Origin of the sequence: Sutcliffiella horikoshii, assembly GCF_020524325.1 — a bacterium.
In the GTDB taxonomy this organism is placed as follows: Bacteria; Bacillota; Bacilli; order Bacillales; family Bacillaceae_I; genus Sutcliffiella_A; species Sutcliffiella_A horikoshii_D.
Genome location: NZ_JAIVKY010000007.1, coordinates 185,810 through 208,434, shown reverse-complemented (window position 1 = coordinate 208,434; position 22,625 = coordinate 185,810). Strand labels below are relative to the sequence as shown.

At 45.6% G+C, this 22,625-nt stretch carries 18 protein-coding genes; 4 read left to right on the top strand and 14 right to left on the bottom strand.

What is annotated here, in order from left to right:
* Positions 1 to 108: 108 nt before the first annotated feature.
* The 4 genes from LC091_RS09950 to LC091_RS09935 form a co-directional block, all read right to left on the bottom strand.
* Positions 109 to 1,401, bottom strand: a complete 1,293-nt coding sequence (locus LC091_RS09950) for a UDP-N-acetylglucosamine 1-carboxyvinyltransferase (RefSeq protein WP_226681863.1) — start codon at positions 1,399 to 1,401, stop codon at positions 109 to 111.
* A gap of 400 nt (positions 1,402 to 1,801) precedes the next feature.
* On the bottom strand, positions 1,802 to 2,446 hold the full coding sequence (gene fsa, locus LC091_RS09945; protein ID WP_226681862.1) for a fructose-6-phosphate aldolase: 645 nt from the start codon (positions 2,444 to 2,446) through the stop codon (positions 1,802 to 1,804).
* Between the two features lie 296 nt (positions 2,447 to 2,742).
* Entirely contained in the window at positions 2,743 to 3,600 is an 858-nt protein-coding gene (locus LC091_RS09940; RefSeq protein WP_064099593.1) for a class II fructose-bisphosphate aldolase, read from the bottom strand.
* 330 nt (positions 3,601 to 3,930) lie between these two features.
* Positions 3,931 to 4,305: a response regulator gene (locus LC091_RS09935; RefSeq protein WP_010197444.1), complete on the bottom strand. Its 375-nt coding sequence runs from the start codon at positions 4,303 to 4,305 to the stop codon at positions 3,931 to 3,933.
* A 350-nt stretch (positions 4,306 to 4,655) separates the two neighbouring features.
* On the opposite strand from LC091_RS09935, the gene LC091_RS09930 reads away from it, so the two are divergent.
* Positions 4,656 to 5,207: a DUF2529 domain-containing protein gene (locus LC091_RS09930; protein ID WP_226681861.1), complete on the top strand. Its 552-nt coding sequence runs from the start codon at positions 4,656 to 4,658 to the stop codon at positions 5,205 to 5,207.
* A gap of 267 nt (positions 5,208 to 5,474) precedes the next feature.
* Positions 5,475 to 5,747, top strand: coding sequence for a toxin-antitoxin system YwqK family antitoxin (locus tag LC091_RS09925; RefSeq protein WP_226681860.1), 273 nt, complete (start codon positions 5,475 to 5,477; stop codon positions 5,745 to 5,747).
* Between the two features lie 56 nt (positions 5,748 to 5,803).
* On the opposite strand, the gene LC091_RS09920 is transcribed toward LC091_RS09925, so the two are convergent.
* The 9 genes from LC091_RS09920 to LC091_RS09880 all read right to left on the bottom strand — a co-directional run bounded on the left by LC091_RS09920 (position 5,804) and on the right by LC091_RS09880 (position 19,798).
* Positions 5,804 to 7,417, bottom strand: a complete 1,614-nt coding sequence (locus tag LC091_RS09920; protein ID WP_226681859.1) for a CTP synthase — start codon at positions 7,415 to 7,417, stop codon at positions 5,804 to 5,806.
* A gap of 394 nt (positions 7,418 to 7,811) precedes the next feature.
* Entirely contained in the window at positions 7,812 to 8,381 is a 570-nt protein-coding gene (gene rpoE, locus LC091_RS09915) for a DNA-directed RNA polymerase subunit delta (protein WP_319003663.1), read from the bottom strand.
* Between the two features lie 263 nt (positions 8,382 to 8,644).
* A complete protein-coding gene (icmF, locus tag LC091_RS09910; protein ID WP_226681858.1) occupies positions 8,645 to 11,908 on the bottom strand; it encodes a fused isobutyryl-CoA mutase/GTPase IcmF in 3,264 nt (1,087 codons plus the stop codon).
* A complete protein-coding gene (locus LC091_RS09905) occupies positions 11,886 to 12,542 on the bottom strand; it encodes a TetR/AcrR family transcriptional regulator (RefSeq protein ID WP_226682387.1) in 657 nt (218 codons plus the stop codon). Before LC091_RS09905 ends, icmF begins: the two co-directional genes overlap by 23 nt.
* Positions 12,543 to 12,561: 19 nt before the next feature.
* Positions 12,562 to 13,701, bottom strand: coding sequence for an acyl-CoA dehydrogenase (locus LC091_RS09900; RefSeq protein WP_226681857.1), 1,140 nt, complete (start codon positions 13,699 to 13,701; stop codon positions 12,562 to 12,564).
* A 414-nt stretch (positions 13,702 to 14,115) separates the two neighbouring features.
* Positions 14,116 to 15,252: an acyl-CoA dehydrogenase gene (locus LC091_RS09895; RefSeq protein ID WP_226681856.1), complete on the bottom strand. Its 1,137-nt coding sequence runs from the start codon at positions 15,250 to 15,252 to the stop codon at positions 14,116 to 14,118.
* Positions 15,253 to 15,303: 51 nt separating this feature from the next.
* Entirely contained in the window at positions 15,304 to 16,158 is an 855-nt protein-coding gene (locus tag LC091_RS09890; protein ID WP_226681855.1) for a 3-hydroxybutyryl-CoA dehydrogenase, read from the bottom strand.
* Between the two features lie 31 nt (positions 16,159 to 16,189).
* A complete protein-coding gene (locus tag LC091_RS09885; RefSeq protein ID WP_226681854.1) occupies positions 16,190 to 17,368 on the bottom strand; it encodes an acetyl-CoA C-acetyltransferase in 1,179 nt (392 codons plus the stop codon).
* 312 nt (positions 17,369 to 17,680) lie between these two features.
* Positions 17,681 to 19,798 (bottom strand): heterodisulfide reductase-related iron-sulfur binding cluster, encoded by a 2,118-nt coding sequence (locus LC091_RS09880; protein ID WP_226681853.1) that lies wholly within the window; start codon positions 19,796 to 19,798, stop codon positions 17,681 to 17,683.
* Between the two features lie 267 nt (positions 19,799 to 20,065).
* On the opposite strand from LC091_RS09880, the gene cls reads away from it, so the two are divergent.
* Both cls and uvsE read left to right on the top strand, forming a co-directional pair.
* Positions 20,066 to 21,271, top strand: coding sequence for a cardiolipin synthase (gene cls / locus LC091_RS09875; protein ID WP_226681852.1), 1,206 nt, complete (start codon positions 20,066 to 20,068; stop codon positions 21,269 to 21,271).
* Positions 21,272 to 21,320: 49 nt separating this feature from the next.
* Positions 21,321 to 22,274, top strand: coding sequence for a UV DNA damage repair endonuclease UvsE (gene uvsE / locus LC091_RS09870; RefSeq protein ID WP_226681851.1), 954 nt, complete (start codon positions 21,321 to 21,323; stop codon positions 22,272 to 22,274).
* A gap of 98 nt (positions 22,275 to 22,372) precedes the next feature.
* On the opposite strand, the gene LC091_RS09865 is transcribed toward uvsE, so the two are convergent.
* The gene (locus tag LC091_RS09865; protein ID WP_148987182.1) at positions 22,373 to 22,549 is read right to left on the bottom strand and encodes a XapX domain-containing protein; all 177 of its coding nucleotides are present in this window, start codon (positions 22,547 to 22,549) and stop codon (positions 22,373 to 22,375) included.
* Positions 22,550 to 22,625: the final 76 nt, after the last annotated feature.

Here is a 22,625-nt window from a genome sequence, read left to right as displayed (position 1 = left end):
TGTGCTATACTTTTCGTTAATAGTATATCACATTTGTCGGTTTTTGAAAGCGGTATCTACAAAAAAGAAGGAACCCGCTATTTTCTCAGCGGATTCCTTCTTTTTTATTTATGAGTTTTGCATTTGTTCGATTTCTTCTTCTGTCAGCTTCTCGCGCCAAATAGTAGCACCAAGTCCTTCTAGTTTTTCTTCCAGATGACTGTAGCCGCGGTCGATGTGCTCAAGACCTGTAACTTCTGTCAAGCCGTCAGCCAGCAGGCCAGCGATGACAAGAGCTGCTCCTGCACGGAGGTCGCTTGCTTTTACCTTGGCACCTTGCAGTTGAACCGGACCGTTGATAATAGCTGAACGGCCTTCTACTTTAATCTGTCCGTTCATGCGACGCAGTTCATCGACGTGCTTGAAGCGGGCTGAGTAGATGGTGTCTGTTACGATGCTCGTACCTTCCGCCTTCGTTAAAAGGGTCGTCATAGGCTGCTGAAGGTCAGTCGGGAACCCTGGATGAACAAGGGTTTTCACGTCGACGGCTTTCAGTTTTTCGCCAGGTACGACAAGTACTTGATCTTGGTCATTGTTGATATCGATGCGTACGCCCATTTCACGAAGCTTCGCGATAAGTGGCTCCAAGTGGGTTGGGATAACATTGTCAATGATCATTTCGCCGCCTGTTGCAGCAGCCATGATCATGTATGTACCTGCTTCGATTCGGTCAGGAATGATGGTGTGTTTGCACCCGTGAAGGCTCTCCACTCCATCAATACGGATGACATCTGTACCCGCACCCTTTATTTTTGCTCCCATGCTGCTTAAAAGGGTCGCTACATCAATAATTTCCGGCTCTTTTGCCGCGTTTTCGATGATTGTTCTGCCTTTTGCTTTCACTGCCGCAAGCATGATGTTGATCGTTGCGCCGACACTTACCACATCAAGGTAAATGCGCGCCCCTCTTAGCTCTTCTGCTCGCAGGTAGATAGCGCCTTGCTCATTTGTTACTTCTGCTCCAAGCGCTTCAAAGCCTTTGATGTGCTGATCAATTGGTCTTGGGCCCAAATGACAGCCACCAGGCAATCCAACTACTGCTTTTTTGAAACGTCCAAGCATCGCTCCCATTAAGTAATAGGATGCGCGAAGCTTTTTCACTTTTCCGCTTGGTAGAGGCATTGCGATCATTTTAGAAGGATCAACGGTTAGGTCTTCACCCTCAAGCGATACGCTGCCGCCAATTTCCTCAAGCAGGCTGCTCAAGATCTCTACATCTGATATTTGCGGTAACCCTTCAATCGTGACGGGCGAGTCCGCTAGAATGGTTGCAGGGATCAAAGCCACCGCACTATTTTTCGCTCCACTAACGCGTACGGTTCCATTTAACTTGTTACCACCAAGGATTTTTAACTTTTCCATATAGTTCTCCCTTCAAGGCGAGGTTGGTTTCCAAAAGTGCTATTGTCTATTATACACAATTATTACCAATCATAAAAATTTTCGTTAGCTATTAGTTTACACGAAAACTTTCTTTTCATATATGAAAATGCATGAAACTTTATCAAATCGTAATATTTGATACCATCCGCCTATATTCGACACAATGATTTTGTCGAAAAATAGCTGAAATTAACAAAAACCCCCTGCTTATTTTTTCAGCAGGGGTAAATGTTGGCATATATTATTGCACCGTTGTTCTCCGTTCCAGGCACTTCGCCTTGCCGCGGGCGGTCCGGGAGCCTCCTCACAACGCTTCAGGGGTCTCCCTTGTCCCTTCCTCCCGCAGGAGTCTGTGCGCCTTTCACTGCGAACAACTAGGTTATTGCTTGCGGTTATTCCAATCAGCTAGGAATTTTTCGATTCCTTGGTCTGTTAGTGGGTGGTGGAAAAGTTGCATGAGCACTTTGTAAGGAACGGTAGCAATGTGTGCTCCTTTTAGCGCAGCTTCTGTGATGTGCATCGGATGGCGGATGGATGCTGCGATGATTTCAGTTGGGATATCATGAACGGCGAAAATGTCTGCAATGGTCGCGACTAGGTCCATACCGTTTTGACCAATATCATCAAGACGTCCAAGGAAAGGAGAAACGTATGTAGCACCTGCTCTCGCTGCCATCAGTGCTTGGTTGGCGTTGAAAATAAGTGTGACATTTGTTTTGATGTTGAGGTCACTGAATGCTTTTACTGCTTTCAAGCCATCTGGAGTCATCGGCACTTTTACGGTAATGTTTGGCGCAATGGCCGCGAGTGCTTTCCCCTCTTCGATCATGCCTTCTGCGTTAAGTGCAATAACTTCCGCACTGACAGATCCTTCTACAAATGAGGTGATTTCACGTAGGCGGTCTTCGAATGTAATGTTTTCTTTTGCCACAAGGCTTGGGTTTGTTGTAACTCCTGCAAGTAATCCCAGTGCATGGGCTTCTTTAATTTCTTCCAGGTTTGCAGTGTCGATGAAAAATTTCATGCCATTCTCTCCCTTGTTTTGAAAATTTATGTTTGCGCTTTCATTTGCAAATGAAACAAAACCGCCGGGTGTGGCGGTTTTGCATATCGTTGCCTTGTTGTTGGTTGAATGGTGTTGTTGTCTTGTTTTATTAAAAATAAGGTATTAGTAAACTCCCTGTTTCCTTCGTTCCAGGTGTTCGCTTTCCTAGGGACGGTGCTTGAGCCTCCTCGGCTATGCCTGCGGGGTCTCAACCTACCGTTATCTCCCTCAGGAGTCTCACACCTTGCTCTTCAGTCAACAGGGGAAACTATTATTTACGCTTTGTTGGAAGATCCAAATTCGCGCATTTTGCCTTTAACTGTATCTTTGATTGCGTCACGAGCAGGTCCTAGGTATTTACGAGGATCGTACTCTTCTGTTTTAGCAGCAAGTGTTTCACGAACTGCTTTTGCAGATGCAATTTGGTTTTCTGTGTTAACATTGATTTTCGCTGTTCCAAAAGAGATTGCTTTTTGGATGTCATGCGTAGGAATTCCAGTTCCACCGTGTAATACTAGAGGAACGCCAGCACGGTTGTTGATATCTTCCATCTCTTTGAAGCCAAGGTTCGGTTCGCCTTTGTAAGGACCGTGTACGGAACCTAAAGCCGGAGCTAGGCAATCAATACCTGTGCGTTTTACAAGCTCTTCACACTCTTGTGGATCAGCATAAATTACGCCATCAGCGATAACGTCGTCTTCTTGTCCACCTACTACACCAAGCTCTGCCTCAACAGAAACTCCGTGGAAGTGTGCTAATTCTACAACTTTAGAAGTTGTTTCAATGTTCTCCTCGAATGGATGGTGAGAAGCATCGATCATTACAGAAGTAAATCCAGCGTGGATCGCTTTTGCACAAGACTCATAGCTTGAACCGTGGTCTAAGTGAATCGCTACAGGTACAGTAACACCGTACTCTTCCATTAACGCTTTTACTAATGCTACGATTGTTTTGAAGCCACCCATATAACGAGCCGCACCTTCAGAAACACCAAGGATAACTGGTGAATTCTCCTCTTGTGCTGCTTGTAGAATTGCTTGTGTGAACTCTAGGTTGTTCAGGTTGAACTGACCTACTGCATAGCCTTCTGCATTTGCTTTTTTCAGCATTTCTGTCATGGAAACTAAAGGCATAATAACATCCTCCTTCGTATTATATTCACTCCGAAAAGTTTTTCCCGTTCTTACATGGCGGTAAACACTAGGGCTCGTCCTTTCAGTGAAGGGGTTCGCGGTTCGTGCACACCTTTTGTAAAAAATTTCACCCATATCAAAACTAGCTTGACCAATCGGGAAACCAGTTATGTATATTAGGTAAAAAAGTGCAAAAACTTGACGGATGATTTTTATCCAGTACTTAGCATATCAACTATGTAGAAAAACGGCAACTACTGAAGTATGCCGTTTTTCAATGTAAGCGATAACACATAAAATGTTTTAATATTCAGTTTTAAAATTGACGTTTTACACCGATTGGCGCGGCATGTTTTTACGGACAGCATCCCTTATTTCATCAATATCGAATGGTTTGGCAAAGTGCGTGATTGCTCCAAGGTCTTTCGATTCCTGGATCATATCCAATTCACCGTAAGCTGTCATAATGATTACCTGGATATCAGAATTAATTGCTTTTAGCCTCTTTAAAATCTCAATTCCGTCCATACCGGGGATCTTCATGTCTAACAATACTAAGTCCGGTGAATGCTTTTCTACGATATCTAATGCTTGGTACCCGTTTGCTGCCTGAAACGTCTGATAGCCCTCTTTTTGGAATACTTCATTCAACAAAATCCGTATCCCATACTGGTCATCCACAATCAGTAATTTTTGACCCACCATTACACCCCATCTCTAAAAATAATCAATCCGTTTCCATCCACCCACCTAATTCTACTATAATAGTCTTATTTCCTCCTTTTTCGACCGGGAAATTTTTTGAGGAAGGTAGGAAATAAAAAAATATTTGATAAGGGGTCAGACCCCAGCAGGACTTTCTCCCTTGAGGTAGTAGGCTCTAGCCACAAATGGGCGAATGTCGGATTATGTAGGAATAACACGAACGAAAAGGGGTCAGACCCCCCTAGGATTTTTGCTACTTATGTCATACTGCTTTTTATTATACTTGAGTTTTGGTGGAATGAGGGTTGGGGTTTTGTTGAATAATTTATTTTATAGGAGTGTGATTTGGGATGTTGAAGATTTTTACGACTCAGTTGCAGGGTGTGTTTAATAGGATTGGATCGAGTGAGGAGTTTGCTTTTGAGGATGCGGCAAGGCTATTGGCGCAGGCTGCTGTCGGGGACGGACGAATTTATGTGCATGGTGTGAAGGAGATGAAAGCAGTGGAGGCGGAGGCCACTTCTGGAGCGGAGCCGCTTATGAGCGCTACACTTTTATCTGACCTGGACAGCTATCACGATTTAACCGATACCGATCGGGCATTGATTGTGTCCCGCTTTTCTACAGATGAAGAAGCGATTGGTACGGCGAAGGCATTGAAGGAACTTGGAATCGAAATTGTGGGGATTTCTACGGAAGTGGAACCTTTGCCTGAGGGATCAGCTGAGGGGGCAGAAACACTTGAGTCCTTATCTGATGTACACATCGACTTAAAGTTAAAGAAACCATTGATTCCCGGTGATGACGGGGAACGTTTCGGTTTTCCTTCCAGCATGGTCGCTTTGTATGTTTATCATGGGTTAGCTTTTACACTGAAAGAGATTTTGGAAGAGCAGGAGTAGAAGAACACATTATTTATTTGGGGTAATATGTCTTGTACGATGACAGATTTCTTGTTTCTCCCGCTGTTTTGGCACCGTTCTACCTTAACGATGACAGATTTCTAGGATTTCCTCCTATTTTGGCGTCGTTCAGGCTAGAGTAAAAGTCAAGTTCAGTTATTCTTAAGTAAATATAGAGGGTTTCACTCATTTTCATTGAACTCAAAATTTATTAGGTGAACACTGTTTGGACGGATAGGCATCTAAAAGCGAAGTAGGAGGTTCAGGATGAAAAACGAAAATTGTGATATAAAAAGGGGCGTAAAAGAGAAACCGCTAGAAGTAATTGACGGATACACGATAAAGTACCATGCAAACGGCAAGACCATGTGGTCTAAGGGAAAAATGTCAGGTGACCAACCCGGTGGTTACTGGGAATGGTATCGCACCGATGGGACCATCAAGAGGTCCGGTTATTTCGAAAATGGTGAACCTGTTGGGGAATGGATCACCTATGATAGCAAAGGCGAAAAATACAAAACCACTAATCGAGATAAATAACATGTAAAAAGCTCAGAGCGAATCATAAACTCTGAGCTTTTTGTATGTCTATAAAATTAAGCCATTACCTCAGCATTTTTCAAAGATGCTGCCACAAAGTCGCGGAATAACGGTTGTGGGCGGTTTGGTCTGGAAGTGAATTCTGGGTGGAATTGTGATGCAAGGAACCAAGGGTGGTCTTTGATCTCAATAACTTCTACCAGGCGGCCGTCAGGGCTTGTACCGGAGAAGATGAATCCGTGGTCTTCCATCTGTTGACGATATTGGTTGTTGAATTCATAACGGTGACGGTGGCGCTCGTAGACCACTTCGTCTGCGTAAGCTTTTTGTGCCAAGGAATCGTCGTTCAGCTTACAAGGGTATAGTCCAAGACGCAATGTTCCACCAAGGTCCTCGATGTCTTTTTGCTCTGGTAAAAGGTCGATGATTGGGTATGGCGTTTCTGGGTTAAGTTCAGCAGAGTGCGCTCCTTCAAATCCAAGAACGTTACGTGCGAACTCAACAGAAGCAAGCTGCATGCCAAGGCAGATACCAAAGAATGGTACCTTCTTCTCACGTGCATAGCGAATCGCTTCGATTTTCCCTTCTACTCCGCGATCACCGAATCCGCCAGGCACAAGGATTCCGTCTGCACTTTGCAGTAGCTCGTCCACGTTTTCGGCTGTTACTTCTTCGGAGTTGATCCAGTTAATTTTTACATCTGCATCGTACTCGTATCCAGCATGACGCAATGCTTCCGCAACAGAAAGGTAGGCATCTTGAAGCTCCACATATTTTCCGACAAGGGCAATTGTCGTTTTCTTGGAAAGGTTTTTCACCTTGTTTACAAGTGCCGTCCATTCTGTCATGTCCGCCTCGCCTTTTGTCTCAAGCTTCAGGTGATCTACGACGATGTTGTCCATGTTTTGCGCTTGATAAGCTAGTGGCACTTCGTAAAGCGTGTCAGCATCGATGGATTCGATAACTGCCTTCTCGTCGATATCACAGAACAAGGCAATCTTGTCTTTCATATCTTGGGAGATCGGCATTTCAGAACGCAGCACGATGATGTTAGGTTGAATCCCAAGACCGCGAAGTTCTTTTACACTATGCTGTGTTGGCTTTGTTTTTAGTTCGCCTGCCACGCGGATGTAAGGAACTAACGTACAGTGGATGTACATCACGTTGTCGCGACCGATATCACTCTTGATTTGACGGATCGCCTCAAGGTATGGAAGGGACTCGATATCCCCTACTGTTCCGCCGATTTCTGTGATGACTACGTCTGCATTTGTCTCACGGCCAGCACGGAAAACACGCTCTTTAATTTCGTTTGTGATGTGCGGGATAACCTGTACCGTTCCACCCAAGTAGTCGCCACGGCGCTCTTTTTTAAGAACAGTAGAGTAGATTTTCCCTGTTGTCACGTTGGAATATTTGTTCAGGTTGATGTCGATGAAACGCTCATAGTGACCTAAGTCCAAATCCGTTTCCGCACCGTCACCTGTTACGAATACCTCACCATGTTGATAAGGACTCATCGTACCCGGGTCCACATTGATATATGGATCAAACTTTTGAATTGTTACATTTAATCCGCGATTTTTTAACAATCTCCCTAAAGATGCAGCTGTAATCCCTTTACCTAAAGACGAAACTACGCCACCTGTAACGAAAATATACTTTGTCATGCTGTCTCCCCCTCGAAATAAGTTTATTTGAAAATAATAATAAGTAACGAATATGCTTTTTAAGAGGCATTTAACATTTTTATCATTAGTCAAAAACACGAAATTCATTTACTAAAAAATGAAGCTGCCCCCAATTTCTCAGGTTCAGCATATGAATGTCTATTCACTAATAAAATAAAAAACGCCCCACTTGCCAGCATTTGCAGCAAGGGGAGCGTGTATATGTTCAACAAATTATACGTGTCCTTTTTTAAGGAGCCCAAAAAAGATTCTACCTAGTACAGGGGGAAAAGTCAAGGATTGAATTAACGTACGAATTTTCACTTTTTTTGGTTTTCACCAAAATAAAAAACACTCCCTGTTTATCGTTCCAGGGAGTGTTTAGTAGTGCCGATTAGAGGTCTTCTTCCTCTTCCTCGTCCAATTCTTCGTCTTCTTCATCGTCTTCGAGTTCGTACTCGTCGTCTTCAATCAAGTCTTCCTCAAACTCTTCGTCATCATCTTCGTCTGCATCATCATCGGCATCGTCAAAGTCTTCCTCTTCAACTTCATCCTCTTCATAATCATCCAGGTCGTCGAATTCTAATTCTTCTTCGTCCAACTCATCGAATTCGTCAGCGTCGATATCGTCCTCGTCAACAGCCTTCTTCTTCTTCTTAGCCTTAGTCTTAACCTGAGGAGTTGTTTCTTCTTCTATTTGATCATAAGGATACCATGCACGAAGTCCCCATTGGTTTTCTCCAATACAAATGAAACGGCCGTCAATGTTCAAGTCCGTATAGAACTGAGACAACTTGCCTTTAAGGTCTTCATCTGTAAAACCGGTGATTTTCTTGATCTCCGTAATTAATTCGCCAAAAGTCACAGACTGCTTTTGTTCGTTAAATAAAGCAGTAGCGATTTCAATCAATGACATCTCTTGCACTTCTTCTGCCGTTAAATGGTTTAATGCCAATGTCTGCACATCCTTTCTATATATGTAAAAAGACAATATTCATAGCAATTCCTAGAAAAATCCATACCACTCATTATAAACAAAATACCAATGTTTAATCCAGCATAAAATAAATCTTTCCCTCAAAAAAATGAAAAACGGGTGAAAAGGAGAAAAAAACTAAAAAATTAAAAAAAGGGGGTCAGACCCCCAAAGGTATTTCCCTCTCCGTGTCGAACTCTATATAGTTAGCCAAGAAACCCCGGTTCGCCGGGGTCCCCACGGATTCTTGTTTACATATTCCGTCTGAATTGGCCGCCGACTTCGTAGAGGGCTGTGGTGATTTGACCGAGGCTTGCGACACGGACGGTTTCCATTAATTCTTCGAAGATGTTGCCGCCGCTGATTGCCACTTGCTTCAACCTGCCTAACGCCTCTTCCACTTCCGAGGCATTCCGCTCTTGGAACGCTGAAAGATTGCGAATCTGCGTTTGCTTTTCCTCTTCCGTCGAACGAGCGAGCTCGATGTCATTCAAATCATCTTCAGAAGGTGGATTCGGATTTTTATACGTGTTCACTCCGATGATCGGAAGCTCACCTGTATGTTTTTTCATTTCATAATACATGGACTCATCCTGGATTTTCCCGCGCTGATACTGCGTTTCCATCGCACCAAGCACGCCACCGCGGTCGTTTAAGCGTTCAAACTCCTGCAAGACCATTTCTTCCACAAGGTCTGTCAGCTCCTCCACCACAAACGCTCCCTGCAATGGATTCTCATTTTTCGCCAAGCCATGCTCTTTTGTGATGATCATCTGGATTGCCATCGCACGACGCACAGATTCTTCTGTCGGAGTCGTAATCGCCTCATCATAGGCATTCGTATGCAATGAGTTACAGTTGTCCTGGAGTGCCATCAAAGCTTGCAGCGTCGTACGGATATCGTTAAAGTCGATTTCCTGTGCGTGCAAGGAACGGCCGGACGTCTGAATATGATACTTCAGCTTTTGACTGCGCTCATTGGCTCCATATTTATTTTTCATGACCGTTGCCCAAATTCGGCGTGCCACACGGCCGATCACCGTGTACTCTGCATCCAGTCCGTTACTGAAGAAGAACGACAAGTTCGGAGCAAAATCATCTATTTTCATACCGCGGCTTAAGTAGTACTCAACATAAGTAAAGCCATTAGCCAGTGTGAACGCTAATTGTGTAATCGGATTCGCGCCAGCTTCGGCAATATGGTATCCGGAAATTGAAACCGAGTAGTAATTACGCACTTTTTTATCGATGAAGTATTGCTGGATATCCCCCATCACTCTCAAAGCAAACTCTGTTGAGAAAATGCACGTATTCTGCCCTTGATCTTCTTTTAAAATATCTGCCTGCACCGTTCCACGAACAGTTTGCATCGTAATAGCACGCACTTCAGCAAACTCTTCTACCGTTAACACACGGCCAAGCTCTTCTTCACGCTTTTGCACCTGCTGATCAATTGCCGTATTCATGAACATCGCCAAAATAACAGGTGCCGGACCGTTGATCGTCATGGAAACAGACGTACTTGGCGCACACAGGTCAAAGCCTGCATACAGCTTTTTCATGTCATCAAGGGTACAGATGCTCACGCCGCTGTTCCCGACTTTTCCATAAATGTCCGGACGTTCAGCCGGATCTTCCCCGTACAAAGTAACCGAGTCAAATGCCGTACTCAAGCGCTTTGCATCGTCATCCTTACTCAAATAGTGGAAGCGGCGGTTTGTGCGCTCAGGCGTCCCTTCCCCAGCGAACTGGCGCTTCGGATCTTCACCCTCGCGCTTGAACGGGAACACACCTGCCGTATAAGGGAATTCACCAGGCACGTTCTCACGATACACCCACTTCAAAATCTCCCCATAGTCCACATACTTGGGCAGGACCACTTTTGGAATTTTCAAGCCCGACAAGGTTTTCGTCGTTAGCTTTGTGATGATTTCCTTGTCGCGAATCTTTGTGACAAACTGGTCACCGGAGTATTTCTCCTTCTTCTCTTCCCAGCCTGCTAAAATTTTACGGGAGTCACTAGTCAGTTTTTCCTCGTATTCACGGCGAAGCTCGGCAAGTGCCGCCACGAGCTCCTCGCTTGAAGAACCTCCGCCAGACGCACCAGCTGCCTCCATCGCCCCATCCAACTGGAACAATTTCCGTGCCAACTCGACCTGCTCAGCAGCCATCTTATGATAATTGCGGACAGTCTCACTGATCTCGCGCAAATAATAACGGCGGTCATTCGGAATGATCACATTCTGCTTCTCTACATCCTTGGAAGTCGGCAGGCTACTAGCATAAGTAGAACCTGTCTTCTCATTCATCAACTCAAGCAACGCTGCAAAAAGCGTGTTTGTCCCGAGGTCGTTGAACTGGCTCGCAATCGTGCCGTAAACCGGCATTTCATCCAGATCCTTATCCCATAAAAGACGGCTACGCTGATACTGCTTTTGCACCTGGCGCTTCGCATCCTCAGAGCCTTTGCGTTCATACTTGTTTATAACAATCAAATCAGCATAATCAATCATATCGATTTTTTCCAATTGAGACGGTGCCCCGAACTCGCTTGTCATCACATACATGGAAATATCACAAATTTCTGTGATTCCAGCATCTCCCTGCCCGATCCCACTCGTCTCAACGATAATCAAATCAAAACCAGCAGCCTTCGTTACAGCAATCGCATCTTGGATCGCCAAGGAAAGCTCGGAACGGGATCCGCGAGTTGCAAGCGAACGCATATACACACGCGGGTTGAAAATCGCGTTCATGCGAATTCTGTCCCCAAGCAATGCCCCACCTGTCTTCTGCTTCGTCGGGTCTATTGAAAGTATTGCTACCTTTTTATCCGGTACTTCGTTTATAAACCGCCGGATTAGTTCATCCGTTAGAGAACTCTTCCCAGCCCCACCTGTCCCCGTGATCCCAAGGACCGGCACGGTTTTCTGCTTTTCTTTTACCTTAGCCAAGGCCGTTTGAGCCGTTGCCGCCACCTCTTCATCGGAAGTCACCTGTAGTTCGGACAGAGTAATCAGTTTGGCGATTGCCTGATGGTTGTCGGCATCTAGACGTTCCACCTCGTCGCCAAGGGATTTGACCGTCACAAAGTCACATTCCTTGAGCATCGAGTTGATCATGCCTTGCAACCCGTGTTCACGACCATCTTCAGGCGAAAAAATACGAGCGATCCCGTATGCATGCAATTCTTTTATTTCACTAGGAATGATGACCCCGCCGCCACCGCCGTAAATGCGGATGTGTGAGGCACCATTCTCCTTCAGCAAGTCATACATATATTTAAAATATTCGACATGTCCGCCTTGATAGGAGGAAATCGCGATCCCCTGGACATCCTCCTGGATCGCTGCGTTCACAATTTCCTCAACGGAACGGTTGTGGCCAAGGTGAATGACCTCGGCACCGCTCGCCTGAATGATGCGGCGCATGATGTTGATCGAGGCGTCGTGCCCGTCAAATAGACTTGAAGCTGTTACAAAACGAATATGGTTAGTTGGACGATAAACTTCCATTTTTCACATTCTCCCCCTTTGTAAGTCCGTGCACTAAAAGTTCAATCTGGCCCTCGATATAGGCATCCAGCTCAAAGTGCCCGTGCAGCACCCAGCGCCGGAATCCCCACATCTGACCTTGCACAAAAATGTTATGTGCCATCAATTGAATCTGCTGTTCTTTCATGGAGATGCCCTCCGCTGTCATGCAGTTTCGGACCACCTGTTCGAACATAGCCACCATCGCGATTTCCTTGTTCAACACGTAAGGAAGCGCATCTTTTGATAAAGACTTTGCCTCCTGATACATGACAAGAACCTCATCCTGCATTTCATCCATCACCCGGAAGTAGTATCTTATCGCGGACTTCAAGCTCTCCAGATTCCCCCGCTTCATGTCGAGTTCCTCCTGAAGCCGCTCGCCGACCTGGTCATAAATCCGGTCACAGACGAGGTAAAGGACATCTTCCTTTGTTCTGATATATTCATAAAGTGTGCCGATGCTGAAACCGGCCTCTTTGGCAATTTCCCTTGTTGTTGTGCGGTGGAAGCCCTTTTCTTTAAAAAGGCTCACCGCCCCTTTAATCATCTGATCGCGGCGCTTTTCGATCAGCCGCTCGTCTTTTACGGATGCATGTACTTGACGTTTTTTCATCATCCTGTCCGTCACCTACTTACTTAGTAAGCATTCTGGAGATTACGAGACGTTGAATTTCTTGTGTTCCTTCATAGATTTGCGTAATTTTCGCATCCCTCATATAGCGCTCCACCGGATAATCCTTCGTGTAACCATAACCGCCGAACACTTGAACCGCTTCTGTTGTCACCTTCATCGCCGTGTCACCAGCCAAAAGTTTGGACATCGCAGACTCCAAGCCATAGCTCAAGCCTTCGGACTCTCTCCAAGCAGCCTGGTACGTTAATAGTCTTGAAGCTTCCACCGTAGTCGCCATATCTGCCAGTTTAAAAGAAACACCCTGCTGCGCCGCGATAGGCTTCCCGAACTGAACGCGCTCTTTTGCATAAGCAACAGCCGCGTCAAGTGCACCTTGCGCAATCCCAACAGCCTGTGCTGCAATTCCGTTACGCCCGCCATCAAGTGTCGTCATCGCCACTTTAAAGCCTTCACCCTCTGCACCTAACATGTTTTCTACCGGTACACGGCAGTCTTCAAAAATGATTTCCGTTGTTGGTGAAGAACGAATGCCTAATTTCTTCTCTTTTTTCCCAACACTGAATCCAGGGAAGTCCGCCTCCACGATAAACGCGCTCGTGCCCTTATGCTTGCTGGACGGATCTGTCACCGCGAAAACCACATAGATGTCCGCAATTCCACCGTTTGTGATAAAAATTTTAGAACCGTTTAGGACGTAATGGTCCCCGTCTAATTTCGCCGTCGTACGCATGCCGCCCGCATCAGATCCGGAACCTGGTTCTGTCAGACCGTAACCGCCAATGCTTGTTCCTTGCGCAAGTGGCACAAGGTACTTTTGCTTTTGCTCTTCTGTTCCGTATTTGTAGATCGGCCAGCTCGCTAAGGATGTGTGCGCAGAAAGAGTTACCCCAGTGGATGCACATACACGTGACAATTCCTCGACCGCGATGCAATACGCCAAGTAATCACTGCCGATCCCGCCGTACTCTTCTGGAAAAGGAATACCCGTTAAGCCAAGGTCCGCCATCTTTTTGAAAATATCCATATCAAAGCGCTCTTCCTCGTCACGCTCCGCTGCAGTAGGTTCCACTTCATTCTTGGCAAAATCCCGTACCATTTTGCGAATCATTTCATGCTCTTCTGATAGTTGAAAGTTCATATTTTTCATCCCCCGATGAGTTAGATTTTTTGGATGCCACACTAAGGGTCCGGGCTTCGCTTTTGGCGGGAACCAGGCGCTGGCGCGGCGTTTTGTTCCGGTTTTATTAAAAGTTTCACAACTTTTATCGTTTTTTTGCTCTTTTCAGTGCCCTCGAAATACGTTCGGTCATTTTAGAAGTGTTTTCGGACACTTTTTACGCTCTTTCCCTGGTGGTTAGGACAATTGAGGAACACCTTTGGACAACTTGGTTGGGGTGTTCGGTCATTTTAAAAATTGGTTTGGACACTTTCGTTGAAACTTCGGTCAACTTCTCAAAAACTTTGGACAACTTTCGAAAATCTTTGGACATTTGTCCGCGAACAGATTGTGAAAAAGCAACAATCATTGACCAACACTCGCAAACGCCGTCCCCTAGTTCATCAAATGCTTTCCGATCACCAATCTCTGAATCTCACTCGTCCCCTCGTAAATCTCACAAACCTTCGCGTCACGGAAGTAGCGCTCGACCGGATAGTCCTTCGTATAGCCGTAGCCGCCGAACACCTGAACCGCCTCAATTGCCACGTTCATCGCCGTTTGAGATGCAAAAAGCTTCGCCATGGACGCTTCTTTTCCGCAAGGTTTGCCTAAAGCACGAAGGTTTGCCGCGCGATACGTCAATAATCTTGCACCTTCCACTGCGGTCGCCATGTCTGCTAGTTTAAAAGAAACACCCTGTTGTGCCGCGATTGGCTTGCCGAATTGGACGCGCTCTTTTGCATAGGCTGTTGCCGCTTGCACTGCCGCTTCTGCAATACCTAAGGACTGCGCCGCGATGCCGATTCGGCCGACATCAAGGTTCGCCATTGCAATTTTAAAGCCTTCCCCCTCAACTCCAAGTAAGTTCTCTGCAGGAACCTTCGCGTCTTCAAACGTCAGCTGGACGGTTTTCGAGCCGTGCAAGCCCATTTTGTGCTCATCTTTTCCAATCACAAATCCAGGAGTATCTTTTTCCACGATGAATGCGGAAACTCCCTTCGCTCCTAGCTCCGGATTGGTGGATGCAAAGACGATGTATGTGTCTGCTTCCCCGCCGTTTGTGATGAACACCTTCGCACCGTTCAGCACATAGTGGTCACCTTGTTTCACGGCACGCGTTTTCAAGCTTCCTGCATCAGATCCCGCACTTGGCTCCGTCAAACAGAATGCGCCAAGATACTCGCCAGACGCAAGCTTCGTCACATATTTCTGTTTCTGCTCTTCTGTGCCAAAATAAAGAATTGGATTGGTCCCCACGGAGGTGTGTACAGACAGGATTACCCCGACTGTCGCGCTCACGCGGGAAAGTTCATTAATCGCGATGATGTAGGAAGGAAAGTCCATTCCCGCTCCACCATACTCTTCCGGAATGGTCATCCCCATCAGGCCAAGGTCGGCCATTTTCCGCAAGATCTCACGAGGGAACTCGCCCTCTTCCATTTTTTCCACAAAAGGTGCAATTTCCGTTTCTGCGAAATCACGCACCATTTTCCGGACCATTTCCTGCTCTTCTGTAAAACGTAAATTCATGCCATTCTACCCCTCTCCTGCTGTCTAGAAAAAATTCCCCTCATGCGCCTCTTATGTCTCGTACGTATAAAATCCGCGTCCCGTTTTGCGTCCCAGCCAGCCTGCTTTTACATATTTTCTAAGCAACGGACATGGACGATATTTATCATCGCCAAAGCCTTCATGCAACGTTTCCATAATGTACAGGCATGTATCAAGTCCGATAAAATCTGCAAGTGTCAACGGCCCCATTGGATGGTTCATGCCAAGCTTCATGACTTCATCGATCGCTTCCGGCGTTGCAACGCCCTCGTATACCGTGAAAATTGCTTCGTTGATCATTGGCATCAACACGCGGTTAGATACGAATCCTGGGAAGTCGTTCACTTCCACCGGCACTTTGGAAAGCTTTTTCGTCATATCTTCAATCGCACCGTACACTTCGTCTGCCGTTTGCAAGCCGCGAATGATTTCTACAAGTTTCATAACAGGCACAGGATTCATAAAGTGCATCCCGATTACCTTTTCAGGTCTCCCTGTTGCTGCCGCGATTTCTGTAATAGGAAGCGAAGATGTATTGGTCGCTAAAATGGTGTGAGCCGGAGCGTGTTGATCAAGCTCTGCGAATATTTTCTTTTTGATGTCCATGTTTTCCACTGCCGCTTCAATGACGATGTCGACGTGTTTAGCGTCTTCAAGTGTTGTGGTCGTTTGCAAGCGACCCAGTACAGCAGATTTCTTGTCCTCTGTCATGCGGCCTTTTTCCACGGATCTGCTCAAGTTTTTCGTAATACCCATAAGCCCGCGATCTAAAAATTCTTGTTTCAAGTCGTTCATATATACGTCATAGCCTGCCATTGCACAAACCTGCGCGATACCTGAACCCATTTGTCCTGCGCCGATCACCATTACTTTTTGAATTGTCATGTTCTGATACCTCCTAAAAAGTTTCTGTCACTTATACTTGGATCAAAATTGCATCGCCCTGTCCGCCACCTGAGCAGATAGAAGCAATGCCAAGCCCGCCGCCGCGGCGCTTCAACTCATGAATTAACGATACGATGATACGTGCGCCACTTGCCCCGATTGGATGTCCTAACGCAACTGCCCCGCCGTTTACATTCACTTTTTCCAAATCAAGTCCAGCAAGGTTTGCCGATGCCAGCGCAACTGCAGCGAATGCTTCATTTATTTCAAAAAGATCAATTTCTTCAAGCTTTGTGCCTGTTTTCTGTAAAAGTTCTGTGATGACAAGTCCTGGAGTTTTCGGGAAATCCTTTGCTTCCACTGCGATGGATGCGTGCCCAAGGATGGTTGCCAGCACTTCTTTCCCTTCTTTTTCTGCACGGTCTTCACTCATCAACACAAGCGCACTTGCTCCGTCATTCACGCCTGGTGCGTTCCCTGCCGTGATAGTCCCGTCATGGTCAAATGCCGGTCGCAAGCTCGCAAGTTTCTCAAGAGACGTATCTTTTCGTGGTGACTCATCCTTGCTCACGATAATCGGGTCGCCTTTTCGCTGCGGAACGGAAACTGGGACGATTTCTGCATCAAATGTACCTTTTTCTGTTGCTTCGATCGCGCGTTGGTGACTTCTGAATGCCCATGCATCTTGGTCTTCACGGGTGATTTCCATTTCTTTTGCGACACTGTTTCCGTAAGTGCCCATGTGCACACCTGTAAACGTACAAGTTAGGCCGTCATGGACCATCAAGTCTTGCACGGTGCTGTCTCCCATGCGAAGGCCCCATCTTGCCTTTGGCAGCATGTATGGTGCGTTGCTCATGGATTCCATTCCGCCTGCTACGATGACTTCTTCTTCACCGGAGCGGATGAGGATGTCGCCGAGTGTGACGCTGCGCATGCCGGATGCGCATACTTTGTTAATGGTTTCGGTGCGTACTTCCCATGGCAGGCCTGCTTTTTGGGAGGCTTGGCGGGATGGAAGTTGACCTTGGCCGCCTTGTAGGACTGTACCCATGATGACTTCTCCTACTTGGTCGCCTGATAGGTTTGCTCGATTTAGTGCTTCTTTGATGGCTACTGCTCCAAGGTCTGAGGCGGATAGTGTACTTAGGCCTCCTGCGAAACGGCCGATTGGTGTGCGGACTCCACTAACGATTACTGTTTTTCCCATTTGTATTTCCTCCTTTTTATGTGAAAAAAATATATTGTTGGGTTAACTCCCGTATTGATTTCCGTTTCGGGGGTTCGCTTTCCACGGGCGGTCCGGAAGCCTCCTCACTTCATTGCGGGGTCTTCCCTGTCCCTTCCTCCCGTAGGAGTCTCACCCCCTTCACTCCAATCAATAAGGGGAGAATCTCTAAATGCTTTGTTACCGCTTACAATTGTTGTGTTTTAAAAACTGAACGGTCGCTCAGTTTTGGTGAAAAGCATATGGTGCACGCAGTAAACTACGTACACCTTGAGACGTGATTCTATTATTCTATTAAGATACTAATTCTTGTTTTTCGCCGATAACGGAGCGTTCTAAGAGTTCTGCTACGTCATAGGTGCCGACGTTTTCTTCTACTTCCTTCGCTTTCGTGCCGTCAGATAGCATCGTCAGGCAGTAAGGACAGCCGGAGCTGATGACGCTTGGTGCGACTTCTAGTGCTTGTTCAGTACGGGCGACGTTGACGCGTGTGCCTGTGTCTTCTTCCATCCACATGAGTCCTCCGCCGGCTCCACAGCACATTCCTGTTTCGCGGCTGCGGTTCATTTCGACCACTTTGACGCCTGGAATGGCTTTTAGGATGTCACGAGGCGGCTCGTAAACTTCGTTGTATCTTCCGAGGTAGCAAGAATCGTGATACGTGATCGTCTCTTTTACCTCGTGTACTGGAGTCAGTTTGCCTTCTTTCACAAGCTCTGCCAATACTTCTGTATGGTGATAGACTTCCGCTTCTAAGCCGAAATCAGGGTACTCGTTTTTGAAAATATTATAAGCATGCGGGTCGATGGTGACGATTTTCTTGACTTCGTTTTTCTCGAATTCCGCAATATTGCTTGTTGCAAGCTCTTGGAAAAGAAATTCGTTTCCTAAACGGCGCGGCGTATCTCCAGAGTTTTTCTCCTTGTTGCCAAGAATCGCGAATTTCACGCCAGCTTCGTTCATTAATTTTGCAAAAGAGATGGCGATTTTCTGGGAGCGATTATCGAAAGATCCCATGGATCCTACCCAGAACAGATACTCAAACTCTTCTCCTGCCTTCTTCATTTCTTTTACCGTTGGAATGCTAACTTCTGGTGCTGCATCGCGCCAGTTTTCGCGCTCTTTACGGTTAAGACCCCAAGGATTTCCTTGGCGCTCGATGTTGGTCATTGCACGTTGCGCATCGGCATCCATTTTTCCTTCTGTAAGAACTAGGTAACGGCGAAGGTCGATAATTTTATCCACATGCTCGTTCATTACCGGACATTGGTCCTCACAGTTACGACAGGTTGTACATGCCCAAATCTCTTCTTCTGTAATGACATCGCCGATCAGGCTCGGGCTATATTCAATCGTTGCCGCGCTTTCTTGTGCACCTTTTCCGGCAGCCCCCATCATGGCAAGCTGATTTCCATGGGTGTTATTGAACGCGTACGTCGGTACCCAAGGGGATTTGGACGTGATGGCCGCTCCCTTGTCTGTTAAGTGGTCACGGATTTTAATGATCAAATCCATCGGTGAAAGCATTTTTCCTGTTCCAGTTGCCGGACACATGTTGGTACAGCGTCCACACTCGACACAGGCGTACATATCGATTAATTGGTATTGGGTGAAGTCTTCCACTTTCCCGACACCGAATGTTTCTTGCGTCTCGTCTTCAAAATCAATTTTTTCAAGCTTTCCTGGGTTGGTTGTACGATGGAAAAATACATTCGCAGGTCCAGCAATTAAATGCGCGTGTTTGGATTGCGGTACGTACACCAAGAATGTTAATAAGAATAAGAGGTGAATCCACCAGCCGACATAAAATAATGCGATGGCTGCCGTTTCATTGATCCAACTGAACATGAGTGCGAATAGTGATGCCACCGGCTCGCTCCATGTTAAATCATGATCATGCCAGATAAGCCCCATCCCGTTTGAAAATAATACAGAAAGCATCAATCCGCCGATGAATAATAGAACAAGACCAGATTTGAAGCCTCTTTTTAAACGAACTAACTTCTCTACATAGCGGCGGTAGAAAGCCCAAACAACCGCAACTAAAATCATTAGTGTTACTAGCTCTTGGAAAAACGTAAAGGCTGGATATAATGGTCCAAGCGGCAAATGCGCGTTTGGTGCAAGCCCTTTGATAATTAAGTCCAGCGCCCCAAGCTGAACCATAAGAAATCCATAGAAGAACATGACGTGGATTATTCCACTTTTCTTATCCTTCAATAATTTTTTCTGGCCAAAAACATTGACCCAAACTTTGTCTAATCGTTCTTTCACTTTGTTGTCGAATTCAACTTTTTTCCCTAGTTTAATGAACTGAATTCTTGTTCTGATCAAGTAAACAAATAGCGATAATGCGTAAGCGGTTACAATTATCGTTAAAATCCAATTGGCAATTAACAAACCGTTACTCACATCTCCCACTCCTTTCGTGTCCCCTTTTTCCTGTCGGCCGTTTACGTGTTTTTTCTAACGAAAGAGCCTCAATGTTTGGAAAGAATATAATTTTCAGAACTTTAGTAATTTAACTATATCTTATAACTGAATGAGCATTCAGTCAACATATTTAGTTATAAATATATGCTTTATTTTTATATAAAAGAGGGTATGGGTAATTAGTTATAGGATAAGAACGATTAGATACGTAAAAACTAAATGGACGCGTTTTCGGGAGGGAAAAGGATGGAAATTGCATTATACATTATTGGGGCGATTGGACTTATTTTTGCTTGGTTGGCAGTGGATTTACACTTTGGAAGAAAAAAGCATTTAAAAGAATGCAAAAGGTTGAAGTTCCCGAAAAGGCAGAGTGATATTCAGCTTTATGCGGACGGAAACTTGCTTTACAAAGATTTGTTTCACGATATGCGCCACGCCACCAGCCACATTCACTCCCTCTTTTACATGGTACGTGACGATCATGCGAGCAAGGAATTTCTAAACATATTAAAGGATAAGGCAGATCAGGGATTAGAAGTTCGTCTCCTTCTTGATTACTTTGGATCCTTTGATGTAAAAAAAGAGACCATCAAAGAACTCGAGCAGCACGGCATTAAAGTGGAAGTTTATCATAAGCCTGCATTCCCCTTCTTTTTTTTCAGCATTAATCAGCGAAATCACCGAAAAATCACCGTGATTGACGGGAAAATAGGCTATGTTGGAGGATTTAATATTGGAAAAGAATATTTAGGACAAGATCCGGAGTTTGGCGTTTGGCGGGATTATCATCTCAAGCTTGAAGGTGAAGGCGTGCAGGACCTTCAGTCACAGTTTATTCAGAACTGGGAGCAAGCCGGTGATTTTCCACCTGGTGAGTGGGGCGAAATGTATTATCCGGAGTTGGTGAAAGGCCCTATCACGCACAAGCTGGTACCTACGAATGGTGGACATTTGACGGATACATTTTTAAAGCTGATTCAAAAAGCAGAGAAGTCCATCATCATTTGCACTCCTTATTTTATTCCGAGTGAGCCTTTGCTAGATGAACTGCTTTCCGCTTTAAATCGAGGTGTGAAGGTTACCGTGCTTGTCCCAGCGAAGGCCGATCATGCGCTTGTGATGGATGCTGCTTTCCCATACTTTGCAACAATCATTCAAGCAGGTGCAGAAGTTTATCGATTCTATCTAGGTTTTTATCATGCAAAAGTCATGGTAATTGATGATCACACTTGTGATGTCGGAACCGCCAATTTTGATAAGCGCAGCCTCTTCTTGAACAACGAGATTAATTGTTTAATTTTTGATAAGGAATTTGTGCACAAGACGGTTCAGGAAATTCACAAGGACATTCATAATTCGGAAAAGTTGACGCTTGAGTTTATCCGAAACCGAACGTTATTCGACAAGGGAAAAGAAAAGCTTTCCAAGGTCATTGCGCCATTGTTGTAAATCATGAATGTAGAGACTGCTGGAAAGCTTTGAAAAGGAGTCTGTTTGTATGAGAATTCGCTTTGGATTTGTATCGCAATCTTGGACACTCTGGGAGGCCTCCCCTGCCAGGGCCCTGACCTATACACGATATAAGAAGATGACTGCTGAGGAAGGACGAGAAAAATTACTCTCTGTGACTCGTGAGAATTTACTGAACACGCTCCGGACGATTTACTTTTGCATCGCTCACGAAATCAAAGTATTCCGCTTCTCCTCCTCTATCGTTCCGCTTGCCACCCATCCTGATGTAAAGTGGGACTTTGTTAAGGAGTTTGGTGATGAGTTTAAGGAGATTGGCGATTTGGTAAAACGGTATGGCATGCGTTCGAGCTTTCATCCTAATCAGTTTACTTTATTTACGAGTGATAAAGCGCATATTACAGAGAATGCGGTAATTGATATGGTTTACCATTATGACATGTTGAAGGCGATGGGGCTTGAGGATCAGGGAACGATCAACATTCATGTTGGTGGTGCTTATGGGAACAAGGAGCTTGCCGTGGAGCGGTTCCGTGAGAATTTGAAGCATTTGCCGGATGAGGTCCGAGCCAGGATGACATTGGAGAATGATGATAAGACATACACAACAGAGGAAACATTGGTGTTGTGCGAGGAACTCGGGATTCCTCTTGCGTTTGATTACCATCATGAGTTTGCCAATCCAAGTTCTGTGTCCTGGGAAGAGTTACTACCACGGGTGTATGCGACATGGAAGGATATCGGAATCATCCCAAAGATACATATCTCCTCCCCTATTTCGGAAAAGAAATTGCGCCACCATGCGGACTTTGTGGACCTGCAGTTTATAATGGAGTTTTTAAAAGCGGTCGTTGGACTTGGACAAGATGTTGACTTTATGGTTGAAGCGAAACGGAAAGACGAAGCGGCACTGCAACTGTGTGAGGATATCGCGAAAATTCGAGGTGTGAAACGGATTAGCGGCGGTGCGGTGGAGTGGTGAAGAGATAAAGAAGTAAAGAGGGGTCTGACCCTCACCGCTCTAAAGCGGTGAAGGATCAGACCCCTCTTTTGTGATTTTAAATTGTCGTTGGTGACATGTTAGTTGCTTGATTGGAAGATGGGTGCGATCCAGGTAAATAGGCGGTAGCCGAGGTAGATCCCGACGATTCCTACGATGCCGGAGAATACGGGTGGTGCTGGGATTGGCAGGCGAAACAGGGCGAAGAGGAACCCTACAACCATGCCTGTTGCTAGTGCTAATAAGCTTTCTTTCATCGTGGAAAACTCCCTTGTTGTTTTATCTTATGTTGTTTATTTTAGCCAAAAGAAAGCTCTCTACTCTTAATTCTAG